This is a genomic window from Afipia sp. 1NLS2 (assembly GCF_000178995.1).
Lineage (GTDB): Bacteria > Pseudomonadota > Alphaproteobacteria > Rhizobiales > Xanthobacteraceae > Afipia.
Window position 1 is genome coordinate 273,521 of sequence record NZ_ADVZ01000004.1, and the last position, 23,421, is coordinate 296,941.

24 protein-coding genes and 1 pseudogene are annotated in these 23,421 nt (G+C 61.1%); 21 read left to right on the plus strand and 4 right to left on the minus strand.

All coding sequences use genetic code 11. The features are described from left to right. Positions 1–39 precede the first annotated feature (39 nt). From soxC to AFIDRAFT_RS15485, 11 genes are read left to right on the plus strand one after another with little or no spacing between them, the layout of a single operon-like run. Positions 40–1,254, plus strand: a complete 1,215-nt coding sequence (soxC, locus tag AFIDRAFT_RS15435; RefSeq protein WP_433994112.1) for a sulfite dehydrogenase — start codon at positions 40–42, stop codon at positions 1,252–1,254. Next, positions 1,238–1,924: a c-type cytochrome gene (locus AFIDRAFT_RS15440; RefSeq protein WP_009340482.1), complete on the plus strand. Its 687-nt coding sequence runs from the start codon at positions 1,238–1,240 to the stop codon at positions 1,922–1,924. The genes soxC and AFIDRAFT_RS15440 overlap by 17 nt, the downstream gene beginning before the upstream one ends. A 15-nt stretch (positions 1,925–1,939) precedes the next feature. Continuing rightward, a complete protein-coding gene (gene soxX, locus AFIDRAFT_RS15445) occupies positions 1,940–2,293 on the plus strand; it encodes a sulfur oxidation c-type cytochrome SoxX (protein WP_009340483.1) in 354 nt (117 codons plus the stop codon). A 21-nt stretch (positions 2,294–2,314) separates the two neighbouring features. Then, positions 2,315–2,812, plus strand: a complete 498-nt coding sequence (gene soxY / locus AFIDRAFT_RS15450; RefSeq protein ID WP_009340484.1) for a thiosulfate oxidation carrier protein SoxY — start codon at positions 2,315–2,317, stop codon at positions 2,810–2,812. A gap of 14 nt (positions 2,813–2,826) precedes the next feature. Next, positions 2,827–3,138 (plus strand): thiosulfate oxidation carrier complex protein SoxZ, encoded by a 312-nt coding sequence (gene soxZ / locus AFIDRAFT_RS15455; protein ID WP_009340485.1) that lies wholly within the window; start codon positions 2,827–2,829, stop codon positions 3,136–3,138. Between the two features lie 54 nt (positions 3,139–3,192). Beyond that, positions 3,193–4,011, plus strand: coding sequence for a sulfur oxidation c-type cytochrome SoxA (gene soxA, locus AFIDRAFT_RS15460; protein ID WP_048757036.1), 819 nt, complete (start codon positions 3,193–3,195; stop codon positions 4,009–4,011). A gap of 9 nt (positions 4,012–4,020) precedes the next feature. Continuing rightward, positions 4,021–4,332 carry a hypothetical protein gene (locus AFIDRAFT_RS15465; RefSeq protein WP_009340487.1) on the plus strand — a complete coding sequence of 104 codons (312 nt, stop codon included), beginning with the start codon at positions 4,021–4,023 and terminating at the stop codon, positions 4,330–4,332. An 18-nt stretch (positions 4,333–4,350) separates the two neighbouring features. After that, entirely contained in the window at positions 4,351–6,096 is a 1,746-nt protein-coding gene (soxB, locus tag AFIDRAFT_RS15470) for a thiosulfohydrolase SoxB (RefSeq protein WP_009340488.1), read from the plus strand. Beyond that, complete coding sequence (locus tag AFIDRAFT_RS15475; protein ID WP_009340489.1) at positions 6,093–6,587, plus strand: DsrE family protein; 495 nt, start codon at positions 6,093–6,095, stop codon at positions 6,585–6,587. Before soxB ends, AFIDRAFT_RS15475 begins: the two co-directional genes overlap by 4 nt. Positions 6,588–6,600: 13 nt before the next feature. Beyond that, the gene (locus tag AFIDRAFT_RS15480) at positions 6,601–7,053 is read left to right on the plus strand and encodes a DsrE family protein (protein WP_009340490.1); all 453 of its coding nucleotides are present in this window, start codon (positions 6,601–6,603) and stop codon (positions 7,051–7,053) included. Positions 7,054–7,077: 24 nt separating this feature from the next. Further along, positions 7,078–7,584, plus strand: a complete 507-nt coding sequence (locus AFIDRAFT_RS15485; RefSeq protein ID WP_009340491.1) for a GlcG/HbpS family heme-binding protein — start codon at positions 7,078–7,080, stop codon at positions 7,582–7,584. A 111-nt stretch (positions 7,585–7,695) separates the two neighbouring features. Here AFIDRAFT_RS15485 and AFIDRAFT_RS15490 read toward each other — a convergent pair whose 3' ends face one another. After that, entirely contained in the window at positions 7,696–8,745 is a 1,050-nt protein-coding gene (locus AFIDRAFT_RS15490) for a YeeE/YedE family protein (RefSeq protein WP_009340492.1), read from the minus strand. 371 nt (positions 8,746–9,116) lie between these two features. Here AFIDRAFT_RS15490 and AFIDRAFT_RS15495 point away from each other — a divergent pair, with 371 nt between their 5' ends. From AFIDRAFT_RS15495 to AFIDRAFT_RS15530, 8 genes are all read left to right on the plus strand, one after another. Beyond that, complete coding sequence (locus AFIDRAFT_RS15495) at positions 9,117–10,283, plus strand: HlyD family secretion protein (protein ID WP_009340494.1); 1,167 nt, start codon at positions 9,117–9,119, stop codon at positions 10,281–10,283. Further along, entirely contained in the window at positions 10,280–11,893 is a 1,614-nt protein-coding gene (locus AFIDRAFT_RS15500) for a DHA2 family efflux MFS transporter permease subunit (protein ID WP_009340496.1), read from the plus strand. Before AFIDRAFT_RS15495 ends, AFIDRAFT_RS15500 begins: the two co-directional genes overlap by 4 nt. 253 nt (positions 11,894–12,146) lie before the next feature. Continuing rightward, on the plus strand, positions 12,147–12,827 hold the full coding sequence (locus tag AFIDRAFT_RS15505; protein ID WP_009340498.1) for a DUF1236 domain-containing protein: 681 nt from the start codon (positions 12,147–12,149) through the stop codon (positions 12,825–12,827). Positions 12,828–13,086: 259 nt separating this feature from the next. Then, on the plus strand, positions 13,087–14,364 hold the full coding sequence (locus AFIDRAFT_RS15510; protein WP_009340500.1) for a c-type cytochrome: 1,278 nt from the start codon (positions 13,087–13,089) through the stop codon (positions 14,362–14,364). Further along, a complete protein-coding gene (locus tag AFIDRAFT_RS15515; RefSeq protein WP_009340502.1) occupies positions 14,361–14,819 on the plus strand; it encodes a (2Fe-2S)-binding protein in 459 nt (152 codons plus the stop codon). The genes AFIDRAFT_RS15510 and AFIDRAFT_RS15515 overlap by 4 nt, the downstream gene beginning before the upstream one ends. Positions 14,820–14,829: 10 nt before the next feature. After that, a complete protein-coding gene (locus tag AFIDRAFT_RS15520; protein WP_009340504.1) occupies positions 14,830–17,055 on the plus strand; it encodes a xanthine dehydrogenase family protein molybdopterin-binding subunit in 2,226 nt (741 codons plus the stop codon). 167 nt (positions 17,056–17,222) lie between these two features. Continuing rightward, positions 17,223–18,326 (plus strand): molybdopterin-binding protein, encoded by a 1,104-nt coding sequence (locus AFIDRAFT_RS15525; RefSeq protein WP_009340506.1) that lies wholly within the window; start codon positions 17,223–17,225, stop codon positions 18,324–18,326. Positions 18,327–18,380: 54 nt separating this feature from the next. Further along, positions 18,381–20,300 (plus strand): molybdopterin biosynthesis protein, encoded by a 1,920-nt coding sequence (locus AFIDRAFT_RS15530; RefSeq protein WP_009340508.1) that lies wholly within the window; start codon positions 18,381–18,383, stop codon positions 20,298–20,300. Between the two features lie 62 nt (positions 20,301–20,362). On the opposite strand, the gene AFIDRAFT_RS15535 is transcribed toward AFIDRAFT_RS15530, so the two are convergent. From AFIDRAFT_RS15535 to AFIDRAFT_RS15545, 3 genes are read right to left on the minus strand one after another with little or no spacing between them, the layout of a single operon-like run. Then, a complete protein-coding gene (locus AFIDRAFT_RS15535) occupies positions 20,363–21,193 on the minus strand; it encodes an ABC transporter substrate-binding protein (RefSeq protein WP_009340510.1) in 831 nt (276 codons plus the stop codon). 13 nt (positions 21,194–21,206) lie between these two features. Beyond that, entirely contained in the window at positions 21,207–21,929 is a 723-nt protein-coding gene (locus AFIDRAFT_RS15540; RefSeq protein WP_156786908.1) for an energy-coupling factor ABC transporter ATP-binding protein, read from the minus strand. 2 nt (positions 21,930–21,931) lie between these two features. Then, positions 21,932–22,627: an ABC transporter permease gene (locus tag AFIDRAFT_RS15545; protein ID WP_009340514.1), complete on the minus strand. Its 696-nt coding sequence runs from the start codon at positions 22,625–22,627 to the stop codon at positions 21,932–21,934. Positions 22,628–22,691: 64 nt separating this feature from the next. On the opposite strand from AFIDRAFT_RS15545, the gene AFIDRAFT_RS19860 reads away from it, so the two are divergent. Both AFIDRAFT_RS19860 and AFIDRAFT_RS20540 read left to right on the plus strand, forming a co-directional pair. Beyond that, a complete protein-coding gene (locus tag AFIDRAFT_RS19860) occupies positions 22,692–22,847 on the plus strand; it encodes a hypothetical protein (RefSeq protein ID WP_156186861.1) in 156 nt (51 codons plus the stop codon). A 136-nt stretch (positions 22,848–22,983) separates the two neighbouring features. Next, positions 22,984–23,355: pseudogene (locus AFIDRAFT_RS20540) on the plus strand (arsenate reductase family protein); the annotation flags it as partial. Between the last annotated feature and the right edge of the window lie 66 nt (positions 23,356–23,421).

The window sequence follows — 23,421 nt, forward strand, 5'->3', positions numbered from 1 at the left end:
TCGGAGCGTGTCCAGATTCCCAGGCGGCTGTTGCTGAAAATGGCAGGCGTTGCTGCAGGCGCGGCGATGCTCGACAGCACCGGCGCACGCGCCGATGATGCAGCGCCACCGGCCGAGAACGAATGGTCGCAGTCCATCGGCGCCGGTGTCGTCGATCAGCCTTACGGCAAGCCATCGCCCGAGCAGGCCGGCGTCATCCGCCGCAATGTGCCCTGGCTCACGGCCGGCACCGAATCCTCGATTAGCTTCTCGCCACTGCAGAGCCTGCACGGCATCATCACGCCCAACAGCCTGTTTTTCGAGCGCTATCACGCGGGCCGTCCCGATGTTGAAGCCGACAAGCATCGACTGATGATCCACGGGTTGGTCGATCGTCCGATCATCCTGACGATGAAGGACATCATGCGATTTCCTTCGACGTCCCGCATTCATTTCATCGAGTGTCCCGCCAATGGCGGCATGGAATGGCGCGGCGCGCAGCTCAATTCGCTGCAGTTCACCCATGGCATGGTGAGTTGCGCGGAGTGGACCGGCGTGAAGCTCTCGACCCTGCTCGAAGAGGTCGGGCTGAAGAAGGATGCGAAGTGGATTCTGGTCGAGGGCGCGGACGGTGCCCACATGGCGCGAAGCCTGCCGCTCGACAAATGTCTTGACGATTGCCTCGTGGTCTATGCGCAGAACGGTGAAGCTCTGCGGCCGGAGCAGGGCTATCCGCTGCGGCTGATCGTTCCCGGCTGGGAAGGCAATGTCAGCGTGAAGTGGCTGCGGCGCATCAAGGTCGGCGACAAGCCCTGGTACACCCGCGAGGAGACCTCGAAATACACCGACCTGATGCCGGACGGAAAATCGCGCGGCTTCACCTGGCTGATCGACGCCAAGTCGGTGATTACGTTCCCGTGCCCGGAAGTGCCGCTCAGCGGACCCGGACTTTATGAAATCCGCGGCCTTGCCTGGACCGGCAACGGCAGGATCAAGGAGGTTCACGTCTCCACCGATGGCGGCGCGAACTGGCGGCAGGCCGAGTTGAAGGAGCCTGTGCTGTCGAAGGCGCTGACGCGCTTTACGATTCCGTGGCGGTGGGACGGCAAGCCCGCATTCCTGGAGTCGCGCGCAGTGGACGAAACCGGCTTTGTGCAGCCGACGCTCGCTGCGTTGCGAAAAGTGCGTGGCACCAGCTCCGTCTACCACAACAACTCAATTCAGACTTGGCAGGTAAAGCCCGATGGGAGCGTTTACGATGTCCAGCTTGGCTAGTTTGCGGCCTGCGATGTTTGCCGTCGCCTTGCTGGCGGTGAATGCGGTGCCTGCTTCTGTCGTGGCGGCCGAGACGCATCAGCACTTCGGTTACGGCACGCCCGCGACGCCCGAGCAGATCAAGGGCTGGGATATCGACGCGCGCGCCGAGGACGGCAAGGGATTGCCGCCAGGCAAGGGCGACGTGAACCATGGCGCCGAAGTGTTCGCCGATCAGTGCGCCTCCTGTCACGGCACGTTCGGTGAGGGCGAGGGACGTTATCCCAAGCTCGCGGGCGGCAACGGTTCGCTCACCGCCGATCGCCCTGAGCCGACGGTCGGCAGCTATTGGCCGTTCGCCGTAACACTTTGGGACTACATCAACCGTGCGATGCCGTTCCCGACGCCTCGTACGCTGTCGGCGGACGATGTGTATGCGCTGACGGCCTACATCCTGAATCTGAATAATATTGTCCCAGCGGACTTTGTCGCAGACAAAGAGTCCTTGCCAAAGGTAAAAATGCCTAACCATGATAGTTTTACGTGGCAGGATCCTCGTCCGGACACCGCAATGAAGCCTTGCATGACGAAGTGTGTTGATCCATCAACATTGAAGATTGTCTCGACGGCTGAAGGGAAGGACCTGACGCCAAGGACCTCCGGTCCGCTCGATACTATGCAACCGAAGTAAATTGGAGCGCGCAGGATGCACTTTAATCGCCTTCATTTCGCAACTGCAGCAACCCTGATTGCCCTGGCTATGCCTGTTGCGGCCTACGCCCAGCCGACGGAGCCGTTGGACGGGAAGGCGCTGGCGCTCAATCGCAGCAAGGGCAATTGCATCACCTGTCACGAGTTCAAGGGCGGCGATTTTCCGGGCTCCATCGGACCGGCGCTCAACGACATGAAGGCGCGCTTTCCGGACCGCAAGGAATTGACTGCGATCATCGCAGACGAAACCAAGCGCAACCCGGAGACCGTGATGCCGCCTTTCGGCCGCAACCTTATTCTGACCGATAAAGAAATCTCGGCGATCGTCGACTTTCTCTATCAGCTCTGAGAAAACCCCGGAGGAGATCGAATGTTTACCGCAAAACTGCCCGCCCTGCGCACCTCGCGCAGAGGTCTGTTGAAGGGAGCCGCGCTTGCGACCGTACTGGGCGCGAGCCTCAACGTCATGCGCTCGGTTGCGGCTTTCGCGGCCGATGCCGCGGGCTGGCCGGCTGAAGCCTTCAAGCTGAAAAGTCAGGACGACACTCTCAAGGCGCTGTATGGCAAGACCGCCGAAGCTTCGGACAAGGTCAAGCTCGACGCGCCGGAGATCGCCGAGAACGGCGCGGTCGTGCCGATCAGCGTCAGCACCACGCTGCCGAAGGTGACGTCGATTTCGCTGATGGTCGCCGAGAATCCCAACGCACTCGCGGCCTCCTACAAGATTCCCGAAGGCACGATCCCGGCTGTGTCCAACCGCCTGAAGATGGCCAAGACCAGCAAGGTCATCGCCGTCGTGGAGTCGGACGGCAAGCTCTACAGCGCCAGCAAGGAAGTTAAAGTCACTGTCGGCGGCTGCGGCGGCTGAGGAGGAAACAGGTCATGGCATCGACTATTCGCGTACGCGCCATCGCTGGCGCCGACACCACCGAAGTTCAGGCGCTTGTCCAGCATCCCATGGATTCCGGCTTCGTCAAGGACTCCAAAGGGCAGCTCATTCCGCCTCATCATATCGAGACGGTTCAGTTCGAGACCGGCGGCAAGGTCGTTTTCACCGCGCTGTGGGGCCCGGCTGTCTCCAAGGACCCTTTCATCAAGTTCTCCTTCAAGGGGGGCAAGAAGGGTGATGATCTCAAGATCACCTGGGTCGACAACAAGGGTGAGACGGACACCACGACGGCCAAGATTGCTTGATCGTTGAACGGGAAGGATCGAACGATGCGTCATCTTGTGGTTCTTGCGACGGTTATGACGTGTGCTTTTGCGCCGCCGCTTTTGGCAGAGACGACGACTACGTCGCCTGAACAGGATTTCAAGGCATTCCGCAAATACTTCACGGACAAGTTTCCGAAGGTCGAGCTCAACGACTTCGTCAACGGTCCTTATTCGATGAATGAAGGATTGCGGAAGCAGTGGATCGAAAAGGAAGTCTTCCCGCCCTACGATTTCGCGCTGGACAAGGGTAAGGAGCTTTTCGAGAAGCCCTTCAAGAACGGCAAGACGTTCGCCGACTGCTTCGAGAACAAGGGCATCGGCGTTCGTCAGAACTATCCTTACTTCGACGAGAAGACGAACGAAGTCATCACGCTCGAGGTCGCCGTCAATCAGTGCCTCGAGAAGAATGGCGAGAAGCCCTACAACTACATGAAGGACGATATGGCGGCGGTGACGGCCTATATGGCTTTCACGTCGCGCGGCAAACCGTTCGACATCAAGATTCCGAAGAACAATCCGAAGGCGCTGGAAGCCTATGAAAAGGGCAAGCAATACTTCTTTCAGCGGCGCGGGCAGTTCAACTTTTCCTGTGCGAGCTGTCATGTTCAGGCTCCGGGCGAACACATCCGGGCTGAAGTTCTCGCGCCTGCACTGGGTATCCTGAACGCGATGCCGATCTATCGCTCCGAATGGGGCGGGATGGGCACGATCAGCCGCCGCTTCACCTCCTGCAACAGCCAGGTTCGTGGCGTGCCGCTGAAGCCGCAGGACCCCGAATACCGCAACGTTGAATATTATCTGTCGTACATGGCCAACGGATTGCCCATTTCGGGCCCGGGCGCGCGGCCGTAGGAGATGACCATGCGTATCATGACATCGATCGTGGCGGGTGCGGCCGTTTTGATGGCGCTGACCTCCGCGCATGCCGCGGAAACCGCCGACACGTTCAAGGCCGCCTATGAAAAAGCCGAGGCGGCCAACAAGAAGGCAGGCGAACTGAGAAATCAGTGGACCACCACCGTCGCCGCCCTGAAGGGTGCGAAGAAGGCCGCGGACGAAGGCAACTTCGATGCCGCGACCGACCTTGCGAAGAAGGCCGAAGCACTGGCGAACGCCTCCATCGCGCAAACCGAACGCGAAAATAAACTCTGGCCCGACGCGGTCATTCGCTGACTTTTTTCGAGAGTTAAAATGCCGATTCACCGACGAGAACTGCTAAAATTAGCGGTAGCGATGCCGGCTGTCCTGTCGCTGCCACGTGCCGGCCGCAGCGCCGGCGCGTCACTGTACGACTTCAAGCCGTCAGGTAACGCGCGCGTCCTTCACATGACGGATACGCATGCGCAGTTGAGCCCGGTATTCTTCCGGGAGCCGAGCGTCAACATCGGCATCGGCTCGATGAAGGGGCATCCGCCGCATCTGGTCGGCGAGCATTTCCTCAAGAAGTTCGGGCTGAAGCCGGGCACGCCGGAGGCGTACGCTTTCACGTTCCTCGATTTCGAGAACGCGGCGCATCGTTACGGCAAGATGGGCGGGTTCGCGCATTTGCGGACGCTGGTTAAGATGCTGCGCAGCGCGGTGCCGGACGGGCATTCCATTCTGCTCGACGGTGGCGATCTGTGGCAGGGCTCCAGCCTGTCCAATCTCTATCGCGGTGCGGATATGGTGCAGGCTGCGAACCTGCTTGGCATCGATGCGATGACCGGCCATTGGGAATTCACCTATGGCGAGGAGACGCTTCGCAAGAATCTCGCCGACTTCAAGGGCGAGTTCATCGCGCAGAACGTCTTTCTCACGGAGGAGGCGGCTTTCAACGACGCCAAGGCGTTCGACCGCGACACCGGGCGGGTGTTCAAGCCCTATATCATCAAGAAGATGGGCGATTACCGGATCGGCATCGTCGGTCAGGCGTTCCCTTACGTGCCGATCGCGCATCCCAAGCGTTTCACGCCGGACTGGACGTTCGGCGTCCGCGACGACGAGATGCAGAAGGTCGTCAATCGCCTGCGCACCGCCGAGAAGGTCGATGCGGTGGTGGTGCTGTCGCACAACGGCATGGACGTCGATCTCAAGATGGCGAGCCGTGTGACCGGCATCGATGTTATTCTCGGCGGCCACACCCATGACGCCGTGCCGCAGCCCGTCAGTATCGCCAATGCGGGTGGCAAGACGCTTGTGACCAATGCCGGTTCGAACGGCAAATATCTCGGCGTGCTCGATCTCGAACTCGGCAAGGGCTTCGTCAAGAATGTGAACTATCGGCTGCTGCCAGTGTTCACGAATGAGCTGAAGGCCGACGCGGAGATGGCGGCGCTGGTGGATAAGCTGCGCGCGCCTCATGCGAAGATGCTGGACGAGAACATCGCCAGCGCCGACCGGCTTCTGTATCGTCGCGGCAATTTCAACGGCACGATGGACGAGATGATCTGCGATGCGTTGCGGCACCAGCTCGATGCCGAAATCGCGCTGTCGCCCGGCTTCCGCTGGGGCACGACCGTGCTAAGCGGTCAGCCGATCACGATGGATGATATCCTGTCGCAGACCGCGATGACCTATCCCGAAGTCTACGTGCAGTCGATGAGCGGCGAGCAGATCAAGACCGTGCTGGAAGACATCTGCGACAACCTGTTCAACCTCGACCCATATTACCAGCAGGGCGGGGATATGGTGCGGATCGGCGGCATGTCCTACACTTGCGCGCCGAACGAGGTGACGGGTAAGCGCATCTCAGACATGAAGCTCGGCGGTGTGGCGCTCGATCCCGCCAAGTCCTACAAGGTTGCAGGCTGGGCATCGGTCAACGAGCAAAAGGGCGCGCCGGTCTGGGAGACCGTCGCGAGTTATCTGCGCGATAGAAAATCGAAGCCGAAATCTGCTAATTCTCAGGTGAAGATCGTGGGCGTGGACGACAATCCGGGATTTGCAGGCCAGACATGATGAAGCGAAGCGGACTTGCTCTGATCGCGGCCGCCCTTATCTGGGGCGTGTCGGTCATGGCCGGGGCAGGTGCCGCTCATGCTCAGGATGCCAAGGGGCCTGAATCGGCCACCGAGAAAGCGGTCGAGCGGCCCTTTGTCGAACACCGCATCGCCTTGCAGATTTCGGACAGCGATCCGGTGAAGCAGGGGCTGATCGTCAGCATTTCCTACAAGTTGCTCGAAGTGTACGGGCCGGATTCGATCGATGTTCAGGTGGTGGCGTTCGGTCCTGGCATCGATCTGCTGAATGCCGACAACCCGCGACGGCAGCAGATCGACAGCCTCATCGCGCAAGGCGTGACCTTTAACATCTGCGGTTACACCCTGGAGACGATCGAGCGCAAAACCGGAAAACGTCCGGAGATGAATCCCAAGGCCAAGCTAGTTCCGGCAGGCGTGCCGTTCCTGCTATCTCTTGCCGAGAAGAATTACACCATCGTTCGTCCTTAAAGGAGACTCCGACATGCGGATTTTCTGGAAACTGGTTGCGGCCTTCGCGGTCGTCTTTTCGATCTCCTCGGCGGCGTTCGCGGCCGATGCCAAGCCGCATCGCATCGCCATTCAGGTCGATCAGAACGATCCGGCCACGATGAATCTGGCGCTGAATAACGTCACCAACATCATGAAGCACTATGGCGACAAGGGCGAGACAGTCGAGGTCGAGGTGGTGGCCTACGGGCCGGGCCTGAACATGTACCGTGACGACAAGTCGCCGGTGAAGGATCGCCTGAAGCAGATCTCCGAGATGGCATTTCCTTCCAAGGTGAAATTTTCCGCCTGCAACAACACCAAGCAGGGCATGGAAAAGAAGGAAGGGCACCCCATCACGATCGTGCCGGAGGCGAGCCTTGTTCCGTCGGGCGTGGTGCGGTTGAGCGAGTTGCAGGAACAGGGCTGGACTTACATCAAGCCGTAACGCTCCTCAAACAGGGTGGTCGAAATGCGTATCGTGCTGCGAGGTCTGGTGTGTGCTCTCTTCTGCGCGGCTGCGGTCTCGACCGCGGCGCGGGCGGAGGAGACGACCGTGACGTACAAGTCGCTGACACCTGAGGTGGCGCTGGAAGCTGCGCGCGCGGCGCTCCAGCAGTGCCGCGCCGATGGCTATCAGATCTCGGTTGCCGTGGTTGACCGCTTCGGCGAGACCCAGGTCCTGCTGCGGGATCGCTATGCGGGACTTCCCGCCAATCAGACAGCTGTCGATAAAGCCTGGACGTCGGTCGGATTCCGGGCCGACACCTCGCAACTGGCGGCCTCGGTCAAGGACGGCACGCTCGATCCGCGTCTCGCAACCCGTCCGCGTATCGCGATGCTGGGCGGCGCGCTGAAGATCGAAGCGGCTGGCACGCTGCTGGGCGCGATCGGCGTGTCGGGCGCGCCGGGCGGCGACAAGGATGAGAAATGCGCGCGCGCCGGCCTCGACGCCATCCGCGACAAGCTGGATTTTTAGAAAACGAGATTCGTCATTGCCGGGCTTGACCCGGCAATCCATCTTTATGAAGTAAATCTTTTTGATGGATGCGCGGGTCAAGCCCGCGCATGACAGCCCCCGGGTAAACGTTCAGCGGAATGCGAACGCGAGCAGCCGGGTCTTGCTGTGGATCGCGAACGCGGCGCCGGAGAGGATGCCCGCGAGTGCGATGAAGGAAGGCATCGCGAGCGTCGAGACGCCGGTGAGGCCCTGACCGATCGAGCAGCCATAGGCCATCGCGCCGCCGATGCCCATGAAGGCCGCGCCCGCGATCGAGCGGCCGGTATGGGTGACTGACGTATAACCTTCAAATTCGAAGCGGCCAGTCAGCGTCGCGGTAGTGAGGCTTCCGGCCAGAACGCCGGCCACAAGCGCGATACCGAAGTTCAGCGTGAGACCCGTGGACAACATGACGTACTGCACCGAGTCCGCCATCGGCGACACGAATGTTAGCGATGCCACTGGCACCGGATTGAAATCATCCGCCGCGAACCAGCCCGTCGCGGCCCAGCCAGCGACCACCAGGAGGCCGATGATGAGGCCCGCGGCAACCTGACCGTAGGACCGGCGGAAAGTCTTGTCCGAGAAAGCGTAGATCAACAGCGCGCCGCTCGCGATCAGCGTAGCGATCAGCCGTGCCGAAATGTCGTCGAGGCCCATCGTCGTCAGGAGGGCAGGAGCGGAGACGGCGGTGGGCGCGGTCTTGGTCCAGTCTAGGAACGCGATGCGCGCCGGCGCGATCAGCCCCTTCAGCGTCATCTGCGCGGTAATGCCGATGATCGTAATCACGACGAGAGAGCGCAGATTGCCCTTGCCGAGCAGCACCAAAGCGCGCGAGGCGCAGCCATTGGCGAGCACCATGCCGAGGCCGAACAGCAGGCCGCCGAAGAAGATCAGCGGCGCCGAGAACGACGGCTGCAGGTAGATTGAAGTGCCGATATTGACGAAGCCGGCACCGGCGAGAATCTGCGTGCCGAGGATCGCAACGGCCAGCGCGGTCGCGTAGCTGCGGATCTTGCGGGTGTCGCTCGTGGTCCACAGGTCGCGCAGGCTGCTCATCAGGCAGAAGCCGCTGAGCAGGCCGACCACACCAAACACCAGTCCGATCACAAAGCCGGAAGCCACCGAGAGGTCGATCATGACGATCCACGAGCCACTATTATTGATGAGGAGAATATCCTTCTATGCATGCAATGCTGCTGGGTCTATAAGTCGATGAAATTAAAAATGAAATTGTATGGCGAAGTTAAAAAATAGAAGAATGCTCTAATAACCTCGCAAGGCGTAGAAAATCGTTCCCCAAGGCTTCTCACCAAAAACCTCGCTTTTCGCGCACTCTGGCAGAACGCTCGGCCGGTGTATGCAAGCGGCCACCGGCGTATCAACCACGGCTGTTTGCCTTGACGGTCTGAAGGCCGCACGCAGTTTCTTGATGGGGGAAGGCTGGCGATGTCGGGAACCAAGTTCTGCTTCATTCGTCCATTCCCGGAGCCATAAAACCGAGGCCTTCATTGGACGCGCGAACCTCAGAACAGCAGCCCCATGCGGAAAAGCCTCAGCGGTCTGAAGCGCATCCAGAGGATCTGCCGAATGACCGCGAAGCAGTCAGGCAGTCCGAAGACGGAGCGAAGAACAAGGCGTCGCCGTCGCTGATGGAGCGCCTACGGGAGCATTGGAAGCTGACGGCCCTGGTCGCCGGCCTTCTTCTCATCGTGCTCGTTGCGGGGCTGGCCTATTGGCTCGATATCCGGGATTACGAATCCACCGACGATGCGTTCGTTGCCGCGCGCAGCTTTTCCGTTGCTGCGAAAGTTGGCGGTTACGTCACCGAGGTTCCGGTGACGGACAACCAGCATGTGAAAGCGGGCGACCTGTTGGCCAGGATCGACGATCGCGATTATCGGAATGCGGTCGATCAGGCAAAGGCACAGGTCGCCGTTGCGCAGGCCAATATCGATAACATCAAGGCGCAGATCGCCAGCCAGCACGAGCAGATCGATCAGGCCCAAGCGCAGGTCGAGCAGGCCAAGGCGCAACTTGAATTTGCTCAGCAGGAGGAAAGCCGCGCGAAGGATCTGGTTCAGAAAGGAGCGGGGACCGTCCAGCACGAGCAGCAGACGCACTCGAACCTTCAGTCCCAGCAAGCCAACATGACACGGAGCAGCGCGGCCTTGAGCGCGGCGAAGCTCGGCGTCAAAACGCTCGAGGCGCAACTCGAAGGCGCGCGTGCCTCGCTTCAGCAGGCGCAGGCTCAACTCAATCAGGCGAACCTCAATCTGCAGTACACGCGCGTCACCGCCGCGCAGGCAGGGCGCGTGGTGAAGCTGTCCGGCGCGGTCGGCTCGTTCGTGACCGCAGGTCAGAGCCTGATGATGTTCGTGCCGGATGAAGTGTGGATCGTCGCGAACTACAAGGAAACCCAACTCAAATACATGCGGCCGGGGCAACATGTTGACTTCACCATTGACGCTTATCCGGACCGCAAGCTCACGGGCCACGTGGCGTCGGTGCAGCCCGGTTCGGGCACGGCGTTCAGCTTGCTGCCGGCCGAGAATGCGACGGGCAATTATGTGAAGGTAGTGCAGCGGGTGCCGGTGAAGATCGTCGTCGATCATTGGCCGGAAGATATTCCGATCGGTCCGGGCATGTCGGTGGTGCCCTGGACGAAGGTGCGATGAGTGATGCCGTTCATGACGGGTCGGCGGGCGGCTGGTCGCCGGAGCGTTCGGCTGCGGGAGGGCACAATCCCTATCTGATCGCTTTCGTAGTTTCGATCGCCACCTTCATGGAGGTGCTCGACACCACGATTGCCAACGTCTCCCTCCGTTATATCGCGGGCGGGCTGGCGGTCGGCATCGATGAAAGCACCTACGTCATCACGAGCTATCTCGTCGCCAACGCGATCGTCCTGTCGATCTCGGGCTGGCTGTCGACGGTGATCGGACGCAAGCGTTTCTATATGAGTTGCGTCGCTGTCTTTACGCTGGCGTCCCTGTTATGCGGATTCGCCTGGAATTTGCAGTCGCTCGTGCTGTTTCGCATTCTTCAGGGGCTGGGTGGCGGCGGAATGGCGACGAGCGAGCAGGCGATCCTAGCCGATTCATTTCCGCCGGCGAAGCGGGGGCAGGCCTTTGCCATCTATGGCGTCGCGGTCGTGGTTGCGCCGATCGTGGGGCCGACGCTCGGCGGATGGATCAGCGATACCTATTCCTGGCACTGGATTTTTCTCATCAACGTACCGATGGGGCTGCTGTCATTATTTCTGGTCGGAACGCTGGTGAAGGAGCCGTCAGGCGCGGAAACGGAGCGGGTTAAGCTTCTCAGTAAAGGTCTGCGCGTCGATTATGTGGGCTTCGCTCTCGTCGCCGTCGGATTGGGCTCGCTGGAATTCGTTCTCGACGAAGGCCAGCGCAACGATTGGTTCGGATCGAACATGATCGTGATGTTCGCGGTTGTGTCCGCAGCCTGTCTCATCGTGCTCGTGAGCTGGGAGTTGATATGCGATGATCCGATCATCGACATTCGGCTGTTGGGCCAGCGTCAGTTCGGCACCTGTTTTCTGGCGATGCTCGGCACCGGCGCCATCGTGGTCGCGACCACGCAGATTCTTCCGCAACTCCTGCAAACCGAATTGGGCTACACGGCTATGCTGGCGGGATTGGTGCTCTCGCCCGGCGGCGTTGTCACGCTTTTCATGATGCCGGTGACCGGACGGCTTATTGGCTTGGTGCAGGCCAAATACCTCATCGCTGCTGGCGCCACGATCGCCGCACTGTCGATGTGGAATCTCACTGGCCTGAACGGCAATATTACCTACGACTATGCTGCCATGTCGCGCATTTATCTCGCACTGGGCTTGCCGCTGTTGTTTCTTCCCATCACCACCGCGTCTTATGAAGGCCTGCCGCCCGAGAAGACAAATCAGGCGTCAGCCCTGATCAATGTTGCCCGGAATCTTGGAGGTTCCTTAGGCGTGGCGCTGGTCCAGACGCTGCTGGCGCAGCGCCAGCAGTTTCATCAAAGCCGTTTGATCGAGCATATCGTGCCTTCCAATGTCGGCTATCAGCAGACTCTTTCTGCGGTGACCCGCTTCTTTCAGGCGCAGGGATCGAGCGCGACGGATGCAGCAGCTCAGGCTTTCGGTTACATCGCGCAGACGTTGCAAACTCAGGTCAATCTGCTGGCCTATATCGATGTCTTCTGGGCGCTCGCTCTCATTGGCGCAATCATGGCGCCGCTGGCTCTCACGCTGCGATCGATCGACATGAATGCGCCGGCCCGGCATTAGGCACTGTGGGGCTATATTTGTGCAAGTTCCACGTAAAGCGCATCGGCTTTTTTCCTGCAACCCGGAACGTGCATGATCTCTTCCGCTTGTCTTCCTGCATGAGGGCACTCATGCCGCAAGTCAGGGACAGGGTTGCGAGAGGCTAAACAATTTCAATGTGGGCGGCAGCGTGCGACGGAGCTTGGGCTTTGTCGTTCCTGACGCCTGCGTGCGGCCCATTTCCCATATAGACCAGCAAAGGGAGTAGGGAATTATGAAAACGAATTTACTGATGTCGGCGGCGGCCATCGCGGTGTTGATGGCTGGCGGCGTGGCGAATGCGCAGAGTCCGGGCGGTGCCCGTGGTGAAAGTCCGGCTGCGGGCGCAAGCGGAGGCGCGTCTGTCGGAGGCGCGGCATCGGGTGGCGGCATGTCCGCGCCGTCCGCGAAGGGTGCTGCAGAAGGCGGCGCGTCCGGTGCTGTCGAGTCGCACGGCTCGCAGAAGAGCGGCGTGAGCGCGCAGGGTGAAGGCAGTGCCAAGGGCCATGCGCGAGAAGCGCAGGACAACAAGATGGGCAAGTCGCCCAACTCGCACACGGCAACCGACAGTAAGAACAGCGAACGGATAAACAAGAACACCGCCTCGGATTCGAAGTCCGGCGCGGAGAGCAAGACGACCGGCAACGCGGCCACGGCTGCGAAGGCTGCGCCGCCTGCCGCGAAACGCACCCAGATCACCACCGCTATCAAGCAGGAGAAGGTGACGGCGGTGACCAACGTGAACTTCAACGTCTCCGTCGGAGCGCGTGTCCCGGCATCGGTACACTTCTATCCGGTCCCGGCAAGCGTGATTGCGATCTATCCGGAATGGCGAGGCTACGAGTTCATTCTGGTGGGAGGCCGTTACGTGATCGTAGCGCCTGAGACCCACGAGATCGTCTACATTCTGACCTGACGCTTGTGAGGAGGGTTCGGCTTGTCCGAGCCCTCCCGCATGCGCGAAATGATTCCTTACCAGAACGCCGCCGCATCAAGGCGGCGTCGTACATTCCGGTTTTTGATAAAATGCGGACCGTCGCAGGTGAGAGCATACCTGCTGGCGGTCATGAATCGTGTGCAGCACAAAAACTTGTACGTTGCGTCATAGCCATGAGTTTAGAACTCATGTAAGTTTCGTCCGACTACTTCCTGGATATGCCGTGGGGTAGAAACTGATGACGCTACGTCGTGTTCTTCTGACAGTGGTGGCTGTCGGAATTCTGGTTGTGCTGGGTGGCTACGCGCTGATGTGGCGCCCTGCCATTGCACCGGCCGCTACCAGCGCAAAAGCCCAAATAGATCGGAAGGCGATTGATCACGGAGCAGAGCTTGCCGCGATCGGAAATTGCGCCGATTGCCACACATCCGCAAACGGTGCCGCCTATGCAGGCGGCCGGCCCATTCCAACTCCTTTCGGCACGATCTACGCCAGCAACCTGACGCCCGATGGCGAGACCGGTATCGGCTCGTGGTCGGAGGAGGCATTCAAACGCGCCATGCGTGACGGCGTGGATCGTGAAGGGCGGCAGCTCTATCCGGCATTTCCCTACGATCATTTCACGCATGCGACGGATGCGGATATCCACGCGATTTATGCGTTCCTGATGAGCAAGCCCGCGGTGCGCAACGCCGTGCCGGCCAACGATCTTGCTTTCCCGTTCAGCTTCCGCCCCATCGTCGCGGGCTGGAAGCTTCTGTTCCTGCACCGCGATGGGCTGGAGCCTGATGCCACAAAGAGCGCCGAGTGGAATCGCGGGCGTTATCTGGTCGAGGGTCTTGGCCATTGCGGCTCCTGCCACACGCCGCGCAACGCACTAGGCGGCGAGAAGAGAGGCAGCGCCTATGCCGGTGGCGCTGCGGAGGGATGGAATGCGCCGCCTTTGAACGCCTCGCTTGTCACGGCACACAAGTGGACCGTCGATCAGTTGGCCGAATATCTCTCCACCGGCTGGCACAGGCTGCATGGCGCGGCTGCCGGACCGATGGCCGATGTCGCCAAGAATCTAGGCCGCGCGTCGCAGGGTGATGTCCGCGCGATTGCGACCTACATCGCTAGCCTTTCGCCGGGGGCGGAAGACGCGAAGGCGGCAGTTCCCGTCGGCGGCAAGGTTCTGACGGACCAGTCGGCCGATGTGGTGGCGATCTACAACGGCGCCTGCGCCAAGTGCCACAACGACAGGCACGATGTCGGCCCGTCGCAGGCGATCTCATTGTCCTACAGCACGGCCGTTCAGCAACCGCAATCCGCCAATGTCGTTCGCGTCGTCATGCACGGCATCGAATCCTACCGCACGGACGGCGGACCTTACATGCCTGCGTTCGCGGGAGTCCTGACGGACGCGCAGATTGCTTCGGTCGTTCAATATGTCCGTGCGCGCTACACCGATCAGCCGCAATGGACCGACGTGAAGTCCCAGATCGCCAAAGCCCGGCAGGAAGGAGCCCAGCCATGAAGGTTTCGCTGCATGTCAATGGCAAGTCGCAGGAGATCGATGTCGCCGATCCCTCGACGCCACTTCTATATGTTTTGCGCGACAATCTCGGGCTGCACGGTCCGCGCTTCGGTTGTGGTCTTGGACAGTGTGGCGCCTGCATGGTCCACATCGACGGACGTGCGACGTTTTCCTGCGTGCTTCCGGTCACGGCGGTCGGCGATCGCAAGGTCACCACGCTTGAAGGTCTGATGGAAGGCGGCAAGCCGAACAAGCTGCAGCAGGCCTTCATTGATGAAGAGGCGGCGCAGTGCGGCTACTGCATCTCCGGCATGGTGATGCAGGCGCAGGCGCTTCTCAACAAGACACCAAATCCGACGGATGAGGATATCCGGCGCCATATGGAGCCGAACCTCTGCCGCTGCGGCACCCACGCCGCGATCATGCGCGCGATCAAGCGCGCCGCCATTGCTTGAGGAGGCTGTCATGACTCTGCATCTCAAGCCGTCCCGCCGCGATGTTCTGAAGGGGACCGGTGCGCTGGTCGTGGCTTTCTCGCTTACGCCTCCGTCCGAGGCGTTTGCGCTGGCGCAAGGCGAAGCCGCGGCAGCAAAGCCGGTCGCGCTCGATCAGGTCGATACGTTCCTGGCCATCGACGACAAGGGCATGGTGACGCTTTATTCGGGGAAGGTCGATCTCGGCACCGGCATCCGGATCGGCTTGCAGCAGATCCTCGCCGAAGAACTCGATGTGCCTCTGGCGAACGTCAACACCATCGAAGGCGACACGGCTCTCACGCCCGATCAGGGGCCGACCTACGGCAGTTTGTCGATCCAGGCGGGCGGCATGCAGATCAGGCAGGCTGCCGCGACGGCACGAAGCGTGCTGCTCGATCAGGCCGCGCAACGGCTCGGCGTCGCCAAGGACGATCTGACCGTTGCCGATGGCGTGGTCACGACGAAATCCGGTGGTGGAAAGGTTGCCTATGCTGAGCTGATCGGCGGCAAGGCCTTCATGCTGAAGGTCGATCCGGCGGCGCCTGCGAAAAATCCTGCCGACTACAAGATCGTCGGCAAGCCGATCGCGCGACGCGATATTCCGGAGAAGCTCACCGGCAAGTTCACCTATATGCAGGATTTCCGCGTACCGGGAATGCTGCATGGAAGCGTGGTGCGGCCGCCGACTATCGGGGCGACGCTGCAAAGCGTCGATGAAAGTTCGGTCAAGGACATTCCGGGTATCGTCAAAGTCATTCGCGACGGGAATTTCCTCGCTGTCGTGACGGAGACGGAGTGGGCGGCGGTGCGCGCCGCGCGCGAGATCAAGGCGTCATGGTCGAAATCGGAGACCCTGCCGGATCAGGCAAAACTCTGGGAGCACGTCCGCTCGACCAAGATCGTGAAGGACGACGTCACCAGCAATATCGGCGACAGCGCCGCCGCGATGGCTGCCGGCGGCAAGACCGTCAAGGCGTCCTATGACTTCGCCATCCACACCCATGGCTCGATCGGACCGTCCTGTGCGATTGCCGAATTCAAGGACGGCAAACTGACTTGCTGGTCCGCGTCGCAGGCAACCCATAATCTGCGCAAGCAGCTTGCCATGATGATGAAGATGCCGGACGAGGACGTGCGCTGCATCTATGTCGACGGCGCGGGCTGCTACGGCCGAAACGGGCATGAAGACGCTGCGGCTGATGCCACATTGCTCGCGAAGATCATGGACAAGCCCGTCCGCGTGCAGTGGTCGCGTGCCGACGAACACGGCTGGGATCCGAAGGGGCCGCCGACCTTGATTGATCTACGGGCAAATATCGATGCGTCCGGAAATGTCACTGCCTGGGAAAGCGAGTTCTTCATCCCGCAGGGCGCGGCCGGCATGGTCGATCTCGTTGCCGCGACGTTGAGTGACCGTCCTGTCGTGGGCAAGCTGGCGCCGGGCGGCATCGTCAACGACTCCGCGATCGGGTACAAATTTCCGAACATCAAGACCGTCTGTCACCGACTGGAGACGACGCCGTTCCGCCCGTCCTGGATCAGGACGCCGGGACGCATGCAGAACACCTTCGCCAATGAGAGCTTCTTCGACGAAGTCGCCGCTGCGCTGAATGCGGACCCGCTGGAGCTTCGCGTTAAGTACACCGATCCTGCCGACAAACGCGGCCTCGAAGTGCTCGACCGGCTGGCGAAAGTTGCGAAGTGGGAGAAGCGCGCCTCGCCCCGCAAGGACATCAAGGGTGACGTGGTGCAGGGGCGCGGCGTCAGTTACGTCAAATACGAACTGGTGCGGACCTACGTCGGTCTGGTGGCCGATGTCGAGGTGGATCGCACCTCCGGCGATGTCCGCGTCAAGAAGGTCTATGTGGTTCACGACTGCGGCCAGATCATCAATCCGAACGGCGTCCGCGCGCAGATCGAAGGCAACGTGATTCAGACCGTCAGCCGCACGCTGAAGGAAGAAGTCATGTTCGACCGCGGCATGATCACGAGCCTCGATTGGGCGAGTTATCCGATCCTGCGTTTCTCTGAACTGCCGGAACTCGTGATCGAGTTGATCGACCGGCCGACGGAAAAGCCGTGGGGCGCGGGTGAACCGACAGCCGCTCTGGTTTCATCGGCGATCTCCAACGCGATTTTCGATGCGACCGGGGCGCGAGTGCGGTCGGTGCCGTTCAAGCCCGAAAAGGTCAAGGCCGCGCTGCGCGCGACCTGAGTTCAACACGATCCTGTAAGTGAGCTTGATCCATGCCTGAAAACTGGGGCCCTGCTTTTGCGGGGGCGGCCCCGGATGGATGGATTGCGCTTCAGTGTGTATAACGGCCTGTATCCGATACCGGCGGTCGGGTCATGTCACGGGCCGCGACCTCAATCAGGAATGCAATGGGCGTCATTACCTCTCTCACTTCGCTCGACGATGCGCTGAAGCGTTTGCTTGAGGGACTTGAGGCCGTTCCTGTCCTCGACAAGCCCATTGATGAGGCTCTGGGCCGGATTTCCGCCGGGCTGACGGCGCCGGGTCCGCTGCCGGTCGGCGCCGTTGCAATGATCGATGGCTGGGCTGTCCGCTCGCTGGATATTGTCGGCGCGTCTTCCTACTCACCGGCGTTCTTGGCCGAGCCGCCTGTCTGGGTCGAGACTGGACAACCGCTTCCTGAGGGATGCGACAGTTTGGTTGAACCCCAATCTCTCAATCGGGAGAGCGGGATTTTTCAGGCTGTCGCCGAAGCGCGGCCGGGGCAGGGCGTGCGCCGCGCGGGAGACGAAATTGCCGCGAAGTCACTCGTCATAAAGCCCGGACAGAGGATCCGGCCCCTCGATCTCCTGATTGCAACCAGACTGGGCCTGCGTTCGTTATCGGTGCGGACGTCGCGCCTGCAACTCGTCAATGTGGCGAGCGCAAGCGGTCAATCCTCCACGGCGCAGTACATCGCGTATCTTGCGGAGCAGGCCGGCGCGGCTGTGACGAGAACGGATTCCGATGCGCGAACCGCGCCGGCGATCGCTTCAGTGTTGAATGCGTCGGAAGCCGACCTGATCGTGACTGTCGGCGGTACGGGCACGGGAAAGACGGACGCAACGATCGATGCGCTTCAGAGCGCCGGTGTCGCCATCACGCACGGCATTGCCATGATGCCGGGACGAACCGCCGCGATCGGCTGTTTGAGGAACGTGCCACTCATCGCGCTGCCGGGAATGCTGGAAGATGCTCTGGCTGCCTGGTGGACATTGGCTCTGCCGGTGCTGGACCGGTTAACGATGCGGCAGCGGCCGACCACGGCCCGGCCCATCGCGCGAAAGATCGCCTCCGCGCCGGGTGTCGCCGACATCGTCTTGCTCGGAAGCGAAGAAGAAGCGTGGATGCCGCTGTCTGTCGGGGAACTGCCGTTGCAGGCGCTTGCGAACGCGGATGCGTGGATGCTCGTGCCCGGCAACAGCGAAGGATTTCCTGCAGGAGCGCTTTGCCCTGCCTATCCGCTAGGCTAAGACATATATAGCCGATATGCAGCATAACGATTTCCGCCAGACGAGGTATGCGCCGTGAGCGTTGACCAGGAGCAGTTTCTGACCGTGTTGTCTCGCGAGGATGCGTTGGCTCGCTTCGAGGCCGCACTTTTCCCGCGGCGTCCAGTGACGGAGCAACGCGCTCTGGCGGATGCCATTGGCTGCGCGCTTGCGCACGACGTCGCTGCGCCGATCGATGTGCCGCCTTTCGACCGTTCGAATGTCGACGGATTTGCCGTTCGTTCTTCCGATCTGAAAGACGCCACGGGCAACCGGCCTGCGCGTCTCGCGCTGAACGGCGAGGTGATTGCTTGTGGCGTGGCGCCACAATTGATCGTCACATCCGGCACCGCGACGCCGATTGCGACCGGCGGGCCGGTGCCGCGCGGTGCGGACGCCGTGGTGATGATCGAGCATACCCAGCCTGCTGGTGAAGGCGCGATCCACATCGACCGCACGGCGTCGCCGGGACAGTTCGTCTCCTATGCGGGGTCCGACATCGCACGCGGCGAAGTGCTGTTGCGCGCGGGAACGATCATCGGCTCGCGCGAAATCGGCATGCTCGCGGCCTGCGGCATCCCGCAGATATCTGTCGTGCGCAAGCCGAAGGTGGCGGTTGTGTCGACCGGCGATGAACTCGTCGCGCCCGGGCAGAGTCTGCGACCTGCCGCGATCTACGACACCAACGGCCCGATCGTCTCGGCTGCCGTGAGCGAGAATGGCGGCACCCCGTGGTTCGCCGGCTCATTCCCCGACAACGAGGCTAAGCTCGAAGCGGGTATGCGCGCGGCGCTTGCCAACAGTGACATGCTGGTGCTGTCGGGAGGCACGTCGAAGGGCTCCGGCGACGTCTCGCATCGTATCGTGTCGCGGCTCGGCCAGCCTGGCGTCATCGCTCACGGCGTGGCCTTGAAGCCGGGCAAGCCGCTGTGTCTTGCGGTCTGCGACGGCAAGCCGGTCGTGGTTCTGCCGGGTTTTCCGACTTCCGCGATGTTCACCTTCCACGACATGATTGTACCGGTGTTGCGGCGCATGGCGGGTCTTCCGCCGCGCGCGGACGCCAGGGTGCAGGCGCGCGTGCCGGTTCGGATCGCATCCGAGCTTGGCCGCACCGAATTCGTGATGGTGTCGCTGGTGGAGGGCGACGATGGATTGATCGCCTATCCTTCGGGCAAGGGTTCCGGCGCGATCACGGCCTTCGCGCAGGCCGATGGCTTCCTGCGGATCGATGCGCTTGCGGATCAGATGGCCGCTGGGACCGAAGCGGAAGTGACGCTGTTCACGCCGCATGTCCGCGTGCCGGATCTGGTGATTATCGGCAGCCACTGCACCGGCCTCGACATTGTCACGGCGCCGCTGGCGCGCGCCGATCTGTCGGTGCGCTCGATTTCCGTCGGCAGCCTCGGGGGTCTCGCTGCGGCAAGCCGCGGCGAATGCGACATGGCGCCGATCCATCTGCTGGATGAAAAGACCGATGTTTACAACGCGCCGTTCCTCAAGCCCGGTCTCGAACTGGTGCCGGGGTATCGGCGCATGCAGGGCATCGTGTTCCGGCGGGGCGATTCCCGTTTTGAGGGACTTGATGCCAGGGCTGCGGTGAAAGCCGCACTCGCCGATCCCGCATGCATGATGGTCAATCGCAATCAGGGCGCGGGAACGCGCATCCTGATCGATCGTCTGTTGGGCGGCGCGCGACCTGATGGTTACTGGAATCAGCCGAAATCACACAATGCGGTTGCCGCCGCCGTCGCGCAGCATCGCGCGGACTGGGGCATGACCATCGCGCCTGTCGCGTATGCCGCCGGACTAGGCTTCATTCCGTTCGCGGAGGAACACTACGATTTCGCACTGGTCACGGCCCGGAAGAACCGGCCGGGCGTCGCAGCTTTTCTGGAATCGCTCCGCGCCAAGGAGACGAGGGCGGCACTCGAACAGGCGGGTTTTCATCCGGTCTAGAAAACGGCACCACCGGACGATCCGGTGGCGCCGTTTGTTGTTCGGGCGATGTGATTCGTATCTTAAGCGTTCGGGTCGTTGGCGTTCGGATAGAACAACTGCTGACCGTTGATCTTGTAGTCGGCAATGGTCTTCTGGCCTTCCGGCGAAACCAGCCAGTCGATGAACTGCTGCCCGAGATCGGCCTTGACGTTCGGATGCTTCGCCGGATTGACCAGCATCACGCCGTACTGGTTGAACAGCCGCTTGTCGCCCTCAACCGCGATGACGAGATCGCCACGGTTCTTGAACGATAGCCATGTGCCGCGATCGGAAATCACATAGGCGTTCGAGGCCGAGGCGGTGTTGAGCGCCGCACCCATGCCCTGGCCGATGTCCTTATACCAGGGGCCCTTGTCCTTCGCGATGTCGATGCCCGCGACCTTCCAGAGCTTCAGTTCGGCGATGTTGGTGCCGGAGCGATCGCCGCGCGAGATGAACGGCGCGCCCTTTTCCTTGATCGTCTTCAGCGCGGCGACGATGTCTTTGGTGCCCTTGATGCCAGCCGGATCGCTCTTGGGTCCGATGAGGACGAAGTCGTTGTACATCACGGGGTAACGCTTGGTGCTCTGTCCTTCGGCGAGGAATTTTTCTTCCGCGGATTTAGCGTGCACGAAGACCACGTCGGCATCGCCGCGCCGGCCGGTGTCGAGCGCTTGACCGGTGCCCTGTGCGATCACTTTCACGTCGATGCCGGTCTTCTGCTTGAAGGCGGGCAGCAGGTGGCCAAACAGGCCGGAATCCTGCGTCGATGTGGTCGACGCGACGACAATCGACTTGTCCTCGGCCGAAGCCACCGTCATCGACAGAATGCCGAGGACGGCCAACGCAGCGAGCGTATGCAATCGTTTCATGTGGTTTCCTTTTCTAGATCAAAAGCTCTCCAGCGATAAACCGCTGCCCATCGCTGGTTACCGGGGCGTTGAAGAAATTTGCCGAAGATCCGGTTTCGACGATGCGTCCGTGATTGAGGAAGACGATGTCGCCCGCGAGTCTGCGCGCTTCACCGAGATCGTGAGTGGACATGACGATCTTGATATTCTTTGCCGCTATCGCTTCGAGAACGTCTTCGATGGCTTTGGTAGAATAGGGATCGAGCGCGGCCGTCGGCTCGTCGAGAAACAGCACCTCGGGATTGCGCGCCAGCGCGCGGGCGAGGGCAAGCCGTTGTTGTTCGCCGCCTGACAGCTTGCGCGCGGGCCGCTCGCCAAGCCCGGACAGCCCGACCATTGCAAGAAGCTCCGCTGTACGCTGCTTCCAGAGATCGCGGCTGATATTTGCGCTTGCCAGCGCATATTCGATATTGGCGGCGGCGGTTCGCCGCAGCATGGCTGGGCGTTGAAACACGATGGCGCGGCGTTGCGGTGCGACGCGTTCCTGTCCACCCCAGGTCACGGCTCCGCTGGAAGGCTGCAGAAGTCCCATCGCCACGCGCAGGAGCGTTGTCTTGCCCGACCCGTTCGGGCCGATCAGTACCGTCGGGGCGCCGTTAGAGAATTGCAGCGTGATATCCGTCAGGATCGGGACGCCACCCGCGACGACGCTGACATGCTCCAGCGCGATGGGAAGATCGGATGTCATGGCAAGCATCGTCATACACCCGAGAAGCGTGCGCCGAGCCACTGCGTGCTCCACGCAAGCGCGTTGACCAGAATGATGACGCCGACCAGCACCGCGCCCAATGCGATGGCGCGTGGAAGGTCGCCCTTCGAGGTTTCAAGCGCGATCGTCGTCGTCATGGTGCGGGTGAAGCCGTCGATGTTGCCGCCGACGATGATGATGGCGCCGACTTCGGCGGCGGCGCGGCCAAACCCGGCGAGCAGCGCCGTCGTCAAGCTGAATCGGCAATCCCAGATCAGCGTTGCCGCGCGAGACGCGACGCCGATATTCATTGCCATCAGTTCGTCCCGATACTCGATCCATGCGTCTTCGATGGTTTGCCGCGTCAGCGCCGCAATGATCGGCGTCACCAGCAAAGTCTGCGCGACGATCATGGCTGTGGGTGTGAACAGAAGTCCCCATGAGCCAAGCGGACCCGAGCGGGATAGGCCGAGATACACGACGAGACCCGCGACGACCGGCGGCAGACCCATCAACGCATTGATGACGACGATAATGAACGTGCGGCCGGGGAAAGCGTTGAGGGCGATGACAGCTCCGAGCGGCACGCCGATCAATGCGGCCCATGCAACCGCCGACAGGCTCACGAACAGCGACAGCCCGATAATCTGGAACAGGCCGGCGTCGAACGAACTGACAAGTTCAAAGGCGGAGGCGAGATTGGACATTGGCACACTGAAACGGAACCTGGCGGCGCAGCCATCGGTTCACACGGAGTGAGAGAAATGGCGAATGACGAAAGAAAAAACGATCTTCCCGGCGCATGGGTTCATGGTGGCAAACACGGCGGCTCAAAAGACGGTCCAAAGCCGCCATCGTAGCCAGATAAACGCGACCGCGATCCGCACCACAAGGGGGGAAGATAGGGTCGATCATAAAACAGAATAAACGAAGCTAGATTGATGGGTCTACGATAGCCAATTCAAATAATAAGGCTCGTTTTCTTGAGTCCGCGATAGAGCAAGTTATTGATGGTGCATCAACTGTTTGGCATGCTGACCGGGTCGGCTTCCCTGAGGGTTCCATGCCCGGCGGTAACGTTGTCAATTTAAAAACAAAAGGCAGTCGGCGGCCAAAGGTTGTGACTATTTATCACAATCCGGCGTCCGGCATCTCGCGGCAGGTTCTGGCGTTGCTTCTTGCGAGCGGAGAAGCGCCGATTGTCGTCGAATATCTGAAGACGCCGCCGAGTCCCGCTCGCCTGAAATATCTGGCGCGCAAGATGGGCGTGCCGGTGCGACGGTTATTCCGCAAATCCGTGCGGTTCGCGGACTTCAACCTCAGCAACCCGAAGTGGACCGACGATGCGCTGCTCGACTTCATGTCACGCGCACCTGAGTTGTTGGTTTACCCGATCGTCGAAACCCCAAAGGGGGTCAGGGTGTGCCGGCCGCCGGATAGCGTGCTGCCGCTTTTGAACGCGCCGGTTAGCGATGCCGTCAGTAGCGGCATTCTGTCAGCC